This window comes from Microbulbifer variabilis ATCC 700307 (assembly GCF_000380565.1).
In the GTDB taxonomy this organism is placed as follows: Bacteria; Pseudomonadota; Gammaproteobacteria; order Pseudomonadales; family Cellvibrionaceae; genus Microbulbifer; species Microbulbifer variabilis.
The window spans coordinates 546,758-561,851 of record NZ_AQYJ01000029.1 but is presented as its reverse complement, the minus strand read 5'-3'; the positions used below and the strand labels follow the sequence as shown (position 1 = coordinate 561,851).

General features: G+C 49.4%; 14 protein-coding genes and 1 tRNA gene. 4 read left to right on the top strand and 11 right to left on the bottom strand.

The features are described from left to right. Positions 1 to 2: 2 nt before the first annotated feature. The gene (gene rpmF, locus G367_RS0121320) at positions 3 to 197 is read right to left on the bottom strand and encodes a 50S ribosomal protein L32 (protein WP_020415201.1); all 195 of its coding nucleotides are present in this window, start codon (positions 195 to 197) and stop codon (positions 3 to 5) included. 74 nt (positions 198 to 271) lie between these two features. Then, positions 272 to 814, bottom strand: a complete 543-nt coding sequence (locus G367_RS0121315; RefSeq protein ID WP_020415200.1) for a YceD family protein — start codon at positions 812 to 814, stop codon at positions 272 to 274. Positions 815 to 922: 108 nt separating this feature from the next. On the opposite strand from G367_RS0121315, the gene G367_RS0121310 reads away from it, so the two are divergent. Next, complete coding sequence (locus G367_RS0121310) at positions 923 to 1,537, top strand: Maf family protein (RefSeq protein WP_020415199.1); 615 nt, start codon at positions 923 to 925, stop codon at positions 1,535 to 1,537. Here G367_RS0121310 and G367_RS0121305 read toward each other — a convergent pair. Further along, positions 1,512 to 2,156 (bottom strand): HAD-IA family hydrolase, encoded by a 645-nt coding sequence (locus G367_RS0121305; RefSeq protein ID WP_020415198.1) that lies wholly within the window; start codon positions 2,154 to 2,156, stop codon positions 1,512 to 1,514. The genes G367_RS0121310 and G367_RS0121305 overlap by 26 nt on opposite strands. 13 nt (positions 2,157 to 2,169) lie before the next feature. Continuing rightward, positions 2,170 to 3,165, bottom strand: a complete 996-nt coding sequence (rluC, locus tag G367_RS0121300; protein ID WP_157533708.1) for a 23S rRNA pseudouridine(955/2504/2580) synthase RluC — start codon at positions 3,163 to 3,165, stop codon at positions 2,170 to 2,172. Here rluC and G367_RS26290 point away from each other — a divergent pair. The 3 genes from G367_RS26290 to G367_RS0121285 all read left to right on the top strand — a co-directional run bounded on the left by G367_RS26290 (position 3,164) and on the right by G367_RS0121285 (position 7,239). Next, positions 3,164 to 3,343: a hypothetical protein gene (locus G367_RS26290; protein ID WP_157533707.1), complete on the top strand. Its 180-nt coding sequence runs from the start codon at positions 3,164 to 3,166 to the stop codon at positions 3,341 to 3,343. The two genes, rluC and G367_RS26290, sit on opposite strands and share 2 nt — an antisense overlap. A 625-nt stretch (positions 3,344 to 3,968) precedes the next feature. Further along, positions 3,969 to 6,986 (top strand): ribonuclease E, encoded by a 3,018-nt coding sequence (rne, locus tag G367_RS0121290; RefSeq protein ID WP_020415195.1) that lies wholly within the window; start codon positions 3,969 to 3,971, stop codon positions 6,984 to 6,986. A 165-nt stretch (positions 6,987 to 7,151) separates the two neighbouring features. Continuing rightward, positions 7,152 to 7,239, top strand: a tRNA-Ser gene (locus G367_RS0121285). A 166-nt stretch (positions 7,240 to 7,405) separates the two neighbouring features. Here the strand turns inward: G367_RS0121285 and G367_RS0121280 are convergent. The 7 genes from G367_RS0121280 to G367_RS0121250 all read right to left on the bottom strand — a co-directional run bounded on the left by G367_RS0121280 (position 7,406) and on the right by G367_RS0121250 (position 15,073). Continuing rightward, positions 7,406 to 7,795: a LexA family protein gene (locus G367_RS0121280; RefSeq protein WP_026305309.1), complete on the bottom strand. Its 390-nt coding sequence runs from the start codon at positions 7,793 to 7,795 to the stop codon at positions 7,406 to 7,408. Positions 7,796 to 7,878: 83 nt separating this feature from the next. Further along, positions 7,879 to 8,175 (bottom strand): GmrSD restriction endonuclease domain-containing protein, encoded by a 297-nt coding sequence (locus tag G367_RS0121275; protein WP_483819020.1) that lies wholly within the window; start codon positions 8,173 to 8,175, stop codon positions 7,879 to 7,881. A gap of 247 nt (positions 8,176 to 8,422) precedes the next feature. Then, positions 8,423 to 9,934, bottom strand: coding sequence for a hypothetical protein (locus tag G367_RS0121270; protein WP_020415192.1), 1,512 nt, complete (start codon positions 9,932 to 9,934; stop codon positions 8,423 to 8,425). Between the two features lie 642 nt (positions 9,935 to 10,576). After that, positions 10,577 to 10,948 carry a single-stranded DNA-binding protein gene (locus G367_RS24605; RefSeq protein WP_020415191.1) on the bottom strand — a complete coding sequence of 124 codons (372 nt, stop codon included), beginning with the start codon at positions 10,946 to 10,948 and terminating at the stop codon, positions 10,577 to 10,579. A 969-nt stretch (positions 10,949 to 11,917) separates the two neighbouring features. Then, positions 11,918 to 12,778 (bottom strand): RbmA family biofilm matrix protein, encoded by an 861-nt coding sequence (locus tag G367_RS0121260; RefSeq protein WP_020415190.1) that lies wholly within the window; start codon positions 12,776 to 12,778, stop codon positions 11,918 to 11,920. A gap of 402 nt (positions 12,779 to 13,180) precedes the next feature. Then, a complete protein-coding gene (locus tag G367_RS0121255; RefSeq protein WP_020415189.1) occupies positions 13,181 to 13,564 on the bottom strand; it encodes a hypothetical protein in 384 nt (127 codons plus the stop codon). Between the two features lie 15 nt (positions 13,565 to 13,579). Beyond that, positions 13,580 to 15,073 (bottom strand): hypothetical protein, encoded by a 1,494-nt coding sequence (locus G367_RS0121250; RefSeq protein ID WP_020415188.1) that lies wholly within the window; start codon positions 15,071 to 15,073, stop codon positions 13,580 to 13,582. Positions 15,074 to 15,094 lie beyond the last annotated feature (21 nt).

The following is a 15,094-nucleotide window of genomic DNA, read 5'->3' as shown; positions in this document are numbered from 1 at the left end:
GCTTACTCTTCTTCGGAGCCGCCGCCGATTTCAATCACCTTGCGACCGCGGTAGAAACCGTCTTTGGTCACGTGGTGGCGACGATGCTTCTCACCGGTGGTAGGGTCCACAGAGAGAGTTGCACCAGCACCCAGGGCGTCGTGAGAACGGCGCATGCCGCGACGGGAACGAGTCTTCTTGTTTTGTTGAACAGCCATTGCTAGCTCCTAAAATAAACAAATTTCACTGGAACCGGGGCGCCTACCGGCGAGCCCAAACTCCTCGGATAAATCTAGGACTTACCCGAAGAACCCTTCAACTGCTCCAGCACTTTAAAGGGGTTTTCTCGTTGCTCACCCGCCTCCGCTTTCTCCTCACCAATATGAAAACTGTCCCTGGAGACGCATTCCTCATCGTGATAAGCCACCATCGGCAGATTGAGCAAAATTTCATCTTCAAGGATCTGGTGCAGGTTTAGCTCCTCGCTTTCCTGGATCACCGGATCCAGATCCTTGGGGAGGGCTTTACCCTGCTCCTCAGACCAAACGATACCCCAGCAAAACTGTGCCTCAATCTGCTCACGCACTGGGTGCAGGCAGCGCTGGCACAGCAGCTCAACAGTACACGACACTTTGCCGGTTACAGTGAGATGACCTTGCAGATCGCGCCCAAATTGCAATTCAGACACGACCTCCCCATCCACAGATTCCACGGCTGTACGCAGTCGATCCAGTGGTTCCCACGGCAAAATACCGTCTAAATACTGTTCACGCTGCACCAATTTCCGAGCATCAATGCTCTTTGGTAATACTGATTTTGAGGGGGCTATCGACATAAGCGCGCAATTCTATGGACTCACTCTACCCTTGTCAAAACAATTAAGGCGCTGCAGTATCGCGCGGTCACAAACTTCGACCAATCAATTACGGAAACACCCCCTGGAATGTCTCTTTCACTGATACTGGCCTCAAGCTCCCCCTACCGCAGAGCATTACTAGGGCAATTGCACCTCTCCTTTGAACATATTGCACCCCAGATAAATGAGGAGGCAAAACCCGGGGAGAGTGCCAACGCTTTAGCCCTGAGGCTCGCTGAGGAAAAAGCTCACGCACTGGCGCCAAAGAACCCTCAATCGCTGATTATTGGCTCCGATCAGGTAGCAGAGTGCAATGGCCGCATCCTGAGCAAGCCAGGTAACCGCGAACGGGCAATCACCCAACTCCGCGCCTGCTCCGGCAACAAAGTTACCTTCTTTACCGGGTTATCCGTGCTTAACAGTACGACCAAGAGACAACTGAGCTCAGTAGAAATCTACACCGTTTACTTCCGCCAGCTCGGTATGGAGCAGATAGAGCGCTATATAGATCTGGAGGAGCCCTACGATTGCGCGGGCTCATTCAAAGTTGAAGGGCTAGGTATCACGCTCTTTGAAAAACTAGAGGGCTCAGATATCAACACTCTGGTGGGCCTCCCCCTGATTCGCCTGGTAGATTTCCTTGGTGAATTCGGCATCAGCCCACTAGCACCAGCAACTAGGGAACCAAAGGCGGCCAGCTAAGCAGGCCTGAGAACTCATCAATTATGGCCTTGGGCCGACATTCCTGCAGCCTGGTAGGGCAATGGGCGCCATAACTAACACCGATGGACGGCATCTCAATAGCCGCTGCCATGTCCAAATCGTAAACCGTATCACCAACCATGACAGCTTCCTCAGCCTTATGGCCGGTTTCAGACAGCAACTCGCTTAGCATCAGTGGATCAGGCTTGGAGGCAGTCTCATCGGCACAGCGACTAGCGACAAACAAATGCCCCATTCCATGCTCTTTGAACTCGCGATTGAGGCCCCGGCGACTTTTACCTGTCGCCACTGCCAGCTGATGTCCGGCACAAAGCAGCTTATCGAGGGTATCCAACACCCCATTGAAAAGCGGCAAGGGTTCCACCCTCGCAGCCATCCACTCCTCTGAGTAAAACTGCCGCAAAGCCAGCTTATCCTCACTTACAGCTTCAGGGAAAAGTGTTGCCACAGCCTCTGGCAGGCCGAGTCCGATAATATTGCTTACCGCCTCAGGTGCCAGGACCGGCAACCCTACCCGCTCAGCCGCTCGCAACATGCAAGCGACAATACGCGACTCAGAATTACAAACTGTGCCATCCCAATCGAGAATAACCAACATACAACCAGCAGACCTATTCTTCCCGCAACTTCTTCAACAACGCCTCTAACTCGCCGGGCAGGGGCGCTTCAACATGCACCCTCTCACCGCTGGGGAGCGAACAACGGACCGAAGCGGAGTGGAGAAACAGACGCTTTAGCCCGCGGGAGCGAAACTCCCGGTTTGTGTCATCTGGGGTATATTTAGCATCCCCAGCTAAAGGGCAACCCACAAACTGTGCGTGAACCCGGATCTGGTGAGTACGCCCGGTCACTGGCACCGCCGAAACCAAAGTGGCCGCCTTGAAACGTTCAAGCAACTGAAAGCGTGTCTCTGAGGGCTTACCCTCAGGGTGTACTGACACCATACGCTCCCCACTCTTTAGGGTGTTTTTACGCAGGGGAGCCTCAACCAACCGCCGACCTCGAGGCCATTTGCCCACGGCCAGCGCCAGATAAGACTTGCCTATCTGGCCGTTACGCAATTCTGACTGCACATGCTGCAAAACGGCACGCTTGCGCGCCACCATAATGGCACCACTAGTATCACGGTCGAGACGGTGTACCAACTCTATAAAGCGACTCTGCGGATACATCTGCCGCAACACCTCAATCAAGCCGAGGCGCACGCCACTGCCGCCATGCACCGCAAGGCCTGCAGGCTTATTGATCACCATTAACCCATTATCATCATATAGTATGGATTCTTTCACCAGCTGGCGCAGCTGCTCTCCTGCAACAGGGGCCGGAGTTTGCTCGGCTGCACGGATTGGCGGCACACGCACCACATCCCCCGCCACCAACTTGTATTCCGCCTTAACCCGTCCTTTATTTACTCTTACCTCACCCTTGCGCAGGATTCGATAGATTCTTGAACGGGGCACACCTTTAAGGCGCGCCTGTAAAAAGTTGTCAATCCTTTGCCCTGCCAACTCATCCGGCACAGTTAAAAACTGCACGCCGCCAGAAGGGTTCCAGGTATCAGAGGGGCTATCGGCCTCAGCCGGTTTTTGGGGAGGTATACTTCGCATGACGCGCATCATAGCGCCGCAGCAGGGACAATTGAAGCACCCTCCTGCCCGTGCTATATTCGGCCGGCCTGAATTCCGCTGGTTTTCGGCCACTGGCAACTTCCCACATGAAGAGACAGCCATGGCTTCAGAGAAAATACCGCTGTTCGGCCGGTGCGCGGGAATGCCGCGTCATTGATAGAAACTTAGCTGATGAGTGCCTCCCAAAACGAGAACCCTATGGGGGCCTCAGCAGCAAAACAGCCCACTGTTAGGTGGGTAAATATCGCGAAGGTAAGACGGGCCGTGACCCGCAGCGCTTGAAAGGACGACTCATAAACTTGCGTCCCGCTTTGTAGAAAATAATGCCAGCGACCGCACTGGCTACCCGGGTGTTCCAGCTTCCACGTGCCCGGTGAACAAAATATAGAACACACAGATCGGCCAAAAGCCGAACTACAGAGCCCGTATTGATGACGCAAACCTTGCCACCCAGCTAGAAACTGACCGAAGGGTGGCGCCCAACCCGGCCATGGAAGCCTATGGCACAGGTACAGGGCGGTACTAACAAAAGGTACTTAAGGAAGAACGGTGCTAACCAATAGCGCCAACGGATAGCAGCATCGTGAGGCTTATCCGGAGTTTTTGCAGTGAGAACAATGGGCGAACACTCGTCTCAAAAAGCCGTGTAGATCGAATTTGCGGCAGAGCCAGTGCCACCCAATTCCCTGCCCCGCTTTCCGGTCCTCTCCGGTAGGCGGCCAACAAGCAAGTCTGCGAACAGCGGTGTCAAACCTTTGCGCAACGCAAGGAAAACGACACGCATGAAAAGAATGCTAATCAACGCAACCCAGCCTGAGGAGTTGCGTGTAGCCCTGGTGGATGGCCAGTGGCTGTATGACTTGGATATTGAGAACCGAACACGTCAGCAGAAAAAAGCCAATATCTACAAGGGCAAGATTACCCGCGTAGAACCTTCTCTCGAAGCCGCATTCGTTGATTATGGCGAAGAGCGTCACGGCTTCCTCCCTCTGAAAGAAATTTCCCGCGAATACTTCCTCAAGCAGCCCAAAGACATTGAAGGCCGCATCAAGATTAAAGATGTCGTCAAAGAAGGCATGGAAGTTATCGTACAGGTAGACAAGGAAGAGCGCGGCAACAAAGGCGCCGCCCTTACTACCTTCGTTAGCCTTGCCGGGCGCTACCTGGTACTGATGCCAAACAATCCTCGCGCTGGCGGTATCTCCCGCCGCATTGAAGGTGACGAGCGCTCGGAACTGCGCGATGCTCTGGCCAGCGTTGAGGTACCCTCAGGCATGGGCATAATTGTGCGCACCGCAGGTGTGGGTCGTAGCGGTGAAGAGCTGCAATGGGACCTCAACTACCTACTGAAACTGTGGGTAGCCATAAAAGAAGAGGCGGACACTTCCAAAGCACCGCATTTTCTTTTCCAGGAAAGCAATGTCATCATCCGCGCTATTCGCGACTATATGCGTGACGATATTGGCGAAGTGATTGTTGACGACAAAGGCGCCTTCGAACTGGCAGCAGAATTTGCCCGTCAGGTAATGCCTCACTACGCAAATAAAGTAAAGTACTACGAAGATGCCATTCCCCTCTTTAACCGTTATCAGATTGAAAGCCAGATAGAGACAGCCTTCGAGCGGGAAGTGAAACTACCTTCCGGCGGCTCTATCGTAATCGATGTTACCGAGGCACTGGTTTCCATCGACATCAACTCCTCCCGTGCCACCAAAGGTGGAGACATCGAGGAAACGGCCCGCAGCATTAACCTGGAAGCAGCAGACGAAATCGCCCGACAACTGCGTCTGCGCGATATGGGCGGCTTGGTTGTTATCGACTTTATCGATATGCAGAGCAAATCCAACCAGCGCGAAGTTGAAAAGCGCATGGAAAAAGCGCTCAGCATGGATCGCGCCCGAGTACAGGTTGGACGCATCTCCCGCTTTGGTCTCCTGGAAATGTCGCGCCAGCGCCTGCGCCCCTCCCTTGGGGAAACGACCTTCCGCGTCTGCCCCCGCTGTAGCGGCCAGGGCACTATTCGTGGCACCAAATCCCTGGCTCTCTCTATCCTCCGCCTGGTGGAAGAAGAAGCCAAAAAGGAGCGTAGCGCAGAAATTCGCGCCATCACCCCTGTGAATGTCGCCACCTACCTGCTCAACGAAAAACGCAAGGCTATTTCCCAAATCGAGTCCCGCAATAAAACCCGTGTAGTTGTAGTACCCAATGCGGATATCGAGACCCCGCACTTTGAAGTGCAGCGTCTGCGTGATGACGACACCGCAACCCTGGAAACCTCTTACAAGATTTCCGGTACTGTGGAAGAAACCATCACCAAAAAAGATGAGAAGCCGCAGCGCACTCCAGCCCAGCCGGCCGTACAGCAGATTGCCCACACCGCACCTGCCCCCACTCCGGAGAAAAAGCCAGAGCCGGGCCTGTTCAACCGCCTGATGACTGCAATTGCCTCTCTCTTCAAGAGCGAAGAGGCAGAGCCTAAAAAGCACCAAAAATCTAAAAACCGCGGCAAGGATTACCAGCGCGACCGCAACCGTAATCGCAACCAACGCAGTGGTCGCGGTAACCGCAATGGCCGCCCTACGCGCCGTAAAGACGATCGCCGTGATGATTCCAAACGTGAAGATCAGCGGGAAGAGAAACAACAGACCAAGCAATTTGAAGATCGCGAAACCGGCGCCGAGCGTGGCGAGAGTCAGCGCCGCCGTCGTCGTCGTCGCAGCAATGACAATCGCCGCCGGGATGAAAGCCGCAGTGTAGTGGCTGAGAACGAGAGCACTAGCGAATCCTTTGAGCAGACAGGTGATAGCGGCGAACAGCGCCCTGCGCGCCGCCCAAGCAATGTACGCGGTCGCCCACAGGCCCGCCGCCGCGGCCGCCGCACAGAAAATACTGCTGCAGCTGCCGTAGCCCAGAGCCAGGAAGAGCTGAATCGCGAAGTCAATGAAGCCATTGATGAAGCGGAAAGCGAAGCCAGGAAGTCCAAGGAATTTACTGCAGAAAACCATGGCGAAACACCCATGCGCAAGAGCGAGCGCCGGGAACAAAAGCCAAAATCTACCCAAGCGCAACCCAAGCCAGCAGTAGAGATCCCTGAGCGTTCACCTGCGCCTGTGAAAACTGAGGTCGCAGCGGAAGCCCCTATCGAGCCCAAGCGAGCTGAACCCTACGCTGCATTTACTGCAAAAGTTGAAAGGGCTTCTACCCCTGCTACGGAAGCGACTCCGGCACCCACAAAGGAAAAAGAACAAACAACTCTCGCTGCCAAGCCAGAACCTGCAGTAAAAGTTCCAGCTGAAGGACCTGCTGCGACTCAAGGAGAAACAGAAAGCACAGCTCCAGCCAGAGAAGAACTGGCAGTTGAGGCAACACCAACCGCAGAAACTCTGACTGCAGCAGAAGCAACCCAGGCTGAACCGGAAGATGCCGAGGAAATCGCATTGTCCGAAGCCAATGAGGTAGCAGAAATACTGGAGCAGCACAGCGAAACCAGCGAAGTTACGGACCAGGTAGAAGTTGTGGCCGCAGAAGCTGAAGCTTCTGAAAAAGTTACCACTCCCGCCGCTCAAGGCCGTGCCAGCAATGACCCTCGCATCAACCCCAAGCCCCTGCTTGAACTTGCCATTGTGACTGAGCACCGCCAGGTAGGCTCCCAGCAACCACTGGATACCGCCCAACCTGCAGCGATCTCTCACAGCCCGCGCTCACTGTCCCGCCCGGCCAATGATCCGCGCCTGGCCCGCCAGACGACACGGGTAACCACCGAGGATGGTAGCGACCGCAATTCGGCAGAAGCTGGCTAAATAAAGCCACTAGAGCCGCCAGCCCCCCTGGGATTGGCGGCTATTTATGCCCGACGTGTTTGTCGGGACTGGTCAATAAACCACCTAACCTATTGAACTAATTAAAAAAAATCACAATGGCGCTTGTATGTAGCACGAAGCTATGTATAATGCGCAGCACAATTTGGTGGGGTGGCTGAGTGGTCGAAAGCGGCGGTCTTGAAAACCGTTGACTGTAACAGGTCCCAGGGTTCGAATCCCTGCCCCACCGCCATTTTTAAACATAAAGCCCTGATTTATCAGGGCTTTTTTGTTTCTGTCTTCTCCGTTCCCCCACTTGTTCCCCCACTCTTCTAAAGCTATACCACATCACTCTCAAATCCCCCCAGCATACCTCTAGGCGCTTTTCTTTCCTCAGGTGATATCTGCTGCCCCATAGGCTAACCGCCACGGTGGTAGCGAATTGACGCTTTCACCACCCCTTCCACTATCAACTCCTGCCCCTCCCAAATGGGAATAGGTTGATACCTGTCGCTAGCCGGCATTAGCCGCCCTAGCCTCTTATCCAAAATTTTGCAGGTCAGCTGGCCATCCAGGGCCACCACCACTACATCGCCATGAACAGGTGTAAGAGAGCGATCAATGATGAGGACACCACGATCAAAGATCCCAACGCCTTGCATAGAATCGCCATTGGCACGAGCCATGAAGGTCGCAGGTGGATTAGTTATTAAATGTTCATCAAGGCTGAGAGCAGCCTCTTTATAATCATCTGCTGGAGAGGGGAAACCGCAGGCGACGTCACTGCTGAATGGAGGGGATAGTTTCATAAGGGCACCCAAACACTGTATATGCATGCAGTCTATTGCTGAGGGTGCCCAGTAGGCATGAATAATAGGTGACCGAAGGGCCCTTACTCTTCCAGCAAAGCTGGTATCTGAGTTGACTCTTCTGGAGAGAACTTAAGTCCATACTTCTCCATTATTGCCATAAACCGCTGCACGTAGATCGCTCGGACCGGTTCATAGGGTGGCATCCACTTATTAGGGCCTTTGTCGCCCTTACTCTGATTCCGGCCGTCATCGACAAGCCATAGATTTTCAGGGTCTTCAGCAAACTGCCTTTTCAGCTCGACGCTCCAATTGGCGCCACCATGCTCATGCGCCCAAGACAACGGCACGATGTGTTCAACATCCAGGTCAGAAGCCAGGCTGAAGAACTGACCGGTGTAAGGGTCCAGCCATAGGCCAGTATCGACCGTGCAGCGCTTGTCATTGGTAAAAGTAACCGGAGCCAGAGAAAACTGAACAAGCAGCTCATGGCGGTCATAATCATTGCTGCTGGCCTAAACCTCAAGGCAACCAGATAAAATGGCGAAAAGGATGATAGGCAGGATCAGTCGCATAACACCCCCCTCTATTGTTTTGAGAGGGTGTCAAGGAGGTGGAAGAAGGGCGCTATTGGGTAATCGTGCCCATGTTGCCGTTGCCATTCTGTACAACTATAGCGGTTTGGCCAACACCGCTTTGATTTATTGTATGCATATTGCTAATGCCTAACTGAGTAGTAAAAGCAAGGCTCAGAGCTGTTCCAGATTGGGTAATATCTGCATCATTCATAGAGCCTATTTGGTTTATGGAGGCACTTGTTTCCATAGATGTAAATTGGTTAATGGATGCGTTGTTCATAATGCCTATTTGATTGGTCAGGGCACTACTTGTTGTAGACAGAATTTGAAAAGGCCGAGCATCATTCATAGCACCTATTTGATTTGACCCAATCACGTTTTCTGTACCCGATTGAGAAATACCAATAAAGTTCATAAAGCCTGTTTGATTTAATAAGATCGTTTTTTTCATACCAGACCCCTGGGAAATTCCAATCCCGTTCATCACACCAACTTGATTTATAAAATTATGATCTAAAGTGCTCGTTCCTTGACTGGCACCAACCGCGTTCATAGATCCAATTTGACTGATCGAAGTGCTACTTTCATTGACCGTACTTTGGCCAACGAAAGCCTGATTCATAGAGCCTACTTGATTAATCAAACCACTACTTGCTGTGACTGTAACCTGGATAATATCGGCTCTATTCAAAGAACCTATTTGGTTGATCGAACCACTACTTACTATGACCTCATTTTGGCTAGAGCTGGCTGTGTTAATGGAACCTACTTGATTGATGAAAACGCTACTAGCAGTTACCTTACTTTGACGAACACCAGCTTCATTTATAGAGCCCACCTGATTGACAAAGGCACCACTAGCCGTAGTCTCTTCTTGTTCGATATCAGCATCGTTCATCGAACCCAATTGATTGATCAAACTGCTACTTGCTGTGACTACTCCTTGGCCAACGCTAGCAAAGTTCATAGAGCCTATTTGATTAATCAAACCACTACTTGCTATCACCGTACCTTGCCCAACGCCGGCTGTATTCATAGAGCCTGCTTGATTAATGAAACCACTACTTGCTGTGACCAAACTTTGGGCAATGCCAGCTTCGTTCAAAGAGCCAACCTGATTGAGAGATGCACTACTTGCTATGACCAAGGATTGGGCAGCCTCGGCTCTATTCATAGAACCTATTTGATTAATTAAACCGCTACTTTCTGTAACCGTAAATTGGATACCTGTAGCTCCGTTCGAAGAGCCGATTTGATTGATGAAAATACTACTAAGAGAAGTATTATCCCGCTGGATAGAACCTGAAATATTTAATTCGCCAACCTGTACATGTGTCGCCACACTATTACTAGTGCCTGTAGTTTGCGATGCGCCGGAATCATTAGAAATACCGATTTGAGTCTGTAAAGTTAAGTTATTGTGGACAGTCCCGCCTGATTGATCAGCGACGGCCATATTTCCGTCTCCAACCTGAAATGATATTACTTTATTATTATTCGCAAAAGTATTTACACCAGATGCCATCAACATGGCTGCGGTTATGAGGGTTACTGCCTTCATAAGTAAATCCTTTACTTTCTATTGACAAGCCCTGGCCGTTTTCCGCGACAGCTTCTTATGCGAAACATCCTATGTTTTTACGTAAATGACAACAGAGGTATGACGTTTAGAGCTTTATTTTTAAACCGGCTTCTAACTGAAGACTTAAGCTTTATCGTAAACTAATTAATTGCCATGAGAAGAAATAGCTAAACTACTAGGAATAAAGTTTGAAAAACAACACCTGTTGACTTTTACGATAAGAGGCACTTCTCGCTGAATCGATAAACTTGTAGGACTTGACGCCCTCCCCACTTTCTTGTATTCAAGCGGGGGCCAATCACCCACTCGGGATCGCCATCACCGCAATAGAGCTATGCACAGCCAGGTGGTAGACAACCTCAACTGTTCAGCTCGCCACTAAATCAGCGGCATGGTCAGCTACATTTACCGGCTGGCTCGCATCGGTCTGTACGTTGTCCTGTTTGTCTATTACAACAATGAAGCATTTAATAAGTGCAGCAGCCTGAGCTTCGTTATCGGTGGGCTCTGAGGTCTAGCTTATAGCCAAGTACACAGTAGTACCAACACTCTGATAAGCGTCGGTAGTACTGGCGAACTACCAGGGTGAGAGGGCTGACACAACTCATGAAAAGCTGATTATTAACAGGTGCTGTTCATATAACCGCTTTCACTTTTCCAGTCATCAATAATTTGCACATCCCTAATTACAATTTCCGCAGTGATATGATCCTTACCGTGCTGATCTGTTCTCATTCGATGCTGAAGTTTTCCTTCTAGGTCAATTAAAGAGCCCTTGCACCCATATTTAATCAGATATTCAGCTCTATTTCCGTAAGCAATGCAGCGATGGGTTTCGGTCTTCTCTTGCGTACTTCCTGATTGACGATCCGTCCAGATTTCAGTGGTAGCAACATTGAATGCTATTGCAGTATTTCTTGAAACTATACTCTCAAAGTCAACTGTCACTCTACCCATTAAAAATACTTTATTTCTTGAGCGGCGATGCGCCATAGTAGAAGCCCCTATGACTTAATTTATAAAATTAGCTCAACATACTCCCCTAGGAACATGCAGCCAATCTCACATTTAATTATTTTTTTGTCTTATTGGATTTTTGGCACTTTCTAGATTTGTCGACCTCATTGACCTTTTTATCAAAAGGATACCCTTTACCTCCTGAAATTTTTTTAGGTGGTGCCAAGGTATTTTTATGCACCTTCCTTTGTACAGGCTTTATTATAATCACTTTATATCCTTATTAAGAGCATGAAGAAATCATCAGACAGCTATTAACTTGCAATTAAGCAACCAAACCCCCTGAAACTTTACAAGCTTCATCATTAAGCCTTAGTTTATATTTTACATTATCAAATCACCCTTCTTTCATATAAAAATAAAAGGCCTCCTACGTTTTTACGAAACTTATTAATACTGGATCACTAGGTTTTTAATTTCTGTCATGCTTTTCTTCGAATTACAGGACCAGCCGAAAATTTGGAGAGTATGTTTTTCAAAACAATGCAGGGATGTGGAAGGGAAGTGTCAGCTAGCTCTTCATATCGATTACATCTATTGCCCATCTAAAGCTTTGGCGTAAACAAATTTCATCGTAAATGTAACACTAATGTAATATATAAGTACTGGACATCTAAACCCTCATCCATATCATCAACAGATGTCACTTTTGTCAAAAAAGTACAGTTGAGTAAACTTTATTCTCAGTTTTTTAGTACTTATTTCTTATAGATAGACAATAGAACTACCATCTAAGCTGACTTCAGTCACCTTGTTTTTACCTAGAATCCGTTTGAGCAGTAAGGAATCCCCAAGGATAAAATGCTGTCGAGGTGACCTTATTCACCCACTCGGAATCACCATATCCGCAATAGAACTATGAACGGCTAGGCGATTCGCTACTTATACAACCTAAATAGGGAAACTGGGACACAAGAGCATCCCAGCCTGTAAAAAATCTATATTTTAGTCAGCACTTTTTGTGAAAGACAGGCTGTCTTTCACCCGAACCCCGGTATTTGGGTCAGTCACATACCAAGTCAGCTCGTAATCCCCAGCCTCAAACCAAGCAGGTATGTTTAGATAATTTCGAGTGTAATCCTTCGCTTCAGAATAATTTAATACCACATCCCTTGATTTATGGATGGGATAGTTATCCCCGTTGGGAAATTTAAGTACACTCCATTGTTCGAGTGTCACCAAAGATTGTGTAGAGTCTAAATTACGAATACTTGCATCATAATTGACTCTCCCTCCGTAAGAAGGAACTGAAAACTCGGCAGGCTCATCAAGTGCAACTGTTAACTGAGTATCAGAGACATCACCTTCAACAAGCAATTTTAAGCCCCATAACTCTACATAACCACCGGATACACTGAAATTAATCTCACCTTTTCTGTCAAGAAGATTCTTTGGTAATACATTATTTCCATCCATACAGTGATTGAAGTTTTGCAATTGTTTAATAGGATTGGGATTTTCTGGAGTTGGGAGAACAATGGCATGATATAAAGGTACCGAAATCCATTGACCAACTAAAGGCGGGTAACCTGGGGATTCATTTTCCACTTTAAAAACTGCATAGTCCGCATCTCCACCTTTAACTTCAGCATTGATACAAAGCCTTTCAATACTATTGAATTGAAAGCCAATATCTAACCTCACCTCATGAGTAATTCCATCCTCCATCATGAAAGGATACGGTTCACCCAGGTCTACTTCGGCACTGATCATATCTGCCTGTACGGATACCGATGCGCAGATTAAAGTGAAGCCAGCGATAGATTTTTTCAACACAGCCTTGTGCTGGGGGCAGCTTGCATTCATTCTTTTCAAAATTACAATCCATTTAATACATTGTGAGATACAACAATACTTCGGACAGTTTTTTAGAGCCGGACCCTGATAAAGTAAGACCAGTTCCTTGACAATCAAGTATTTGCCGGATGTCTTGGCAGTTCCAATCTGCGAAAAATAACTTTATTGGTTTACTAGGCTAAAACTGTCTTAAGCATTGTATTTCACCCTCTCCTATCCCTACAGAATTTTTTCCTCTTTAACCGTACCAAGTATAATAAAAACTAAAGGCTATACCACTAATCAATCTGGTTATCCCAATAAATATCTTTACGGGAATAAAAATTGTGTGAACACCTCAGCCAAATTTATGCCCGCATCCCCGATAACCATCAACAATGTCTCTAGGTGGTTAGCCACCAATTGTTTTAGTCACCCACTAGGAATCGCCATCGCCGCAATAGAACTATACACAGCCAGGCGGTTGGCCATCTCAACAATACAATTCGCTACTGAATCAGCAGCATGATCGGCGACATTTACCGGCTGGCCTGCATCAGTCTGCAGAGTCTTGGTAATTACATAAACGCTGGACATTAGATCGCCAGCGCCATCAGTTTGCACTAAGTTCTGATCATCAATGGCGGCAATGGTGCATTTAAGCACTGCAGCCGCTTGGGCATCGCTATTGGTGGACTCGGTTGTCTGGGTCACCGTTGTGCGCACAATAGTGCCGACACTGTGGCCGTCATCTATGGTGTAAGCAAACTGCCAGGCCTCCAGGCCAGGCACGGTTATTGGGGAAAAGCTGGGCATTGAGGATTCCTTTGCTTAATCAGATTTATGCACGCCGTTGTGAGTGATTATGCGGTGCTGTGAATCAACGCCAGCAGCGTAGCTCTTACCACCTACAGAGACCTTGTACACGGTGTGCAGGCCGGCACATTCGACCCGCTCGACGGTTTCCCAGGTGAGCGGTTCTTCTTCATGCAATACACCCAGCTCAACGCCCTCGCAGTGTTGAGCCTCGTATACTTGGCCTGCACGGTTGGTGATGGGGGTTTCACGGCTGCAAATTACTTGGGCACCGCTTGTTGTGGTGAGCAATACGCAGGGTATTTTTGGCTCTGCATCTACCGCACCAATAATGGGGCTTAGATGGGTTTCCTCATCGCCGGTATCCCAGCAGTCGATCAGGTTTCCGCTTTCGCAGTTGTCTGCAAGTAAACCTTCGCGCAGCCAAGTGCCTGCAGCAATGCACCAGGGATCTCTAGGGAACGTAGTGCCGCCGCCATTGCTCGGGGTTGTAATGGTGCCAATACTTCGGCGCCAGGTGTTAGCTGCCAGCTGGTAAATGTTCGTGGTCGCGTAATAGGTAACCGCCCCGCCCTGAGTACCCGGATCATCACAGTACACATAATATTTTGTGTTGAAAGACAACCCGGTGATGCTGCCGCTGTTGTAATTAATAGTGCCGAAACCAAACTGCACTGCATGCGCGGCAATTGTGATTTTTGCGGTACTGCCATCATCTGAGGCGGATAGCGCAGAGCTGGTAGGCAGGCTGGCGATACCAGATTGAATCATTGGCAGGTTGCGCTGGTCCTGCACCTCAATCACGTCAACTTTTACATAGTCGAGAATGACACGACCATTTTTATTCGGGTAGTTGACGTAAAACATAGGAGAGAATGATCGCACGTTGGCATGTAGCTTAGCTGGGTTGCCGATGTGGTTAGCTCCAAGGGTTCCACTGTAGACCGCGTTAGCTGTCGAGTTCCCTTTAAAGTAGGCAACATAGGTTTGCCAGCTACTCAGCGGCGGCGTATGACCGGCTGTAAGAATGTAATGCTGGCTACTGTAACTATCAGTTCCAACTCCGCTACATAAAGCCCCGCTACCGTCATAACCAACTAGGCCGCAGTGCATGGTCCGGTCTGTATCCCCTTCGCTATACACCAACATGCGCGCCTCGATGCGGTATAACTTGTCTGGATCGAATGGCACGCGTTCTTTTGAGTGGAAGTAGGCCATACCATCAGAACTACTGCTCCCCAGAAGTGCAGCACTGCTGCCGATTTTCAGGGGCGAAGAGCCGCCAGCGCTTGTATAGTCCTGCACAACACCAGAACCTAGGGCCTTAGTCCACGCATCTAGCCAGCTCAGATCAGAAAAATCCTCCAAAAAGGTATTTCGCATTGAGCGGATTTGCGCGCGCTCCTGTGCGGTAGCGCCGACTGTGGCACCGTCCTCGGGTTTATTTGTCCCGTAAATTTCTTCCCAGTCTACGCGGACTCCAGCAATCTGATCGATCCTGGTCAACACCTTTTGTCGTGTGCTATATAC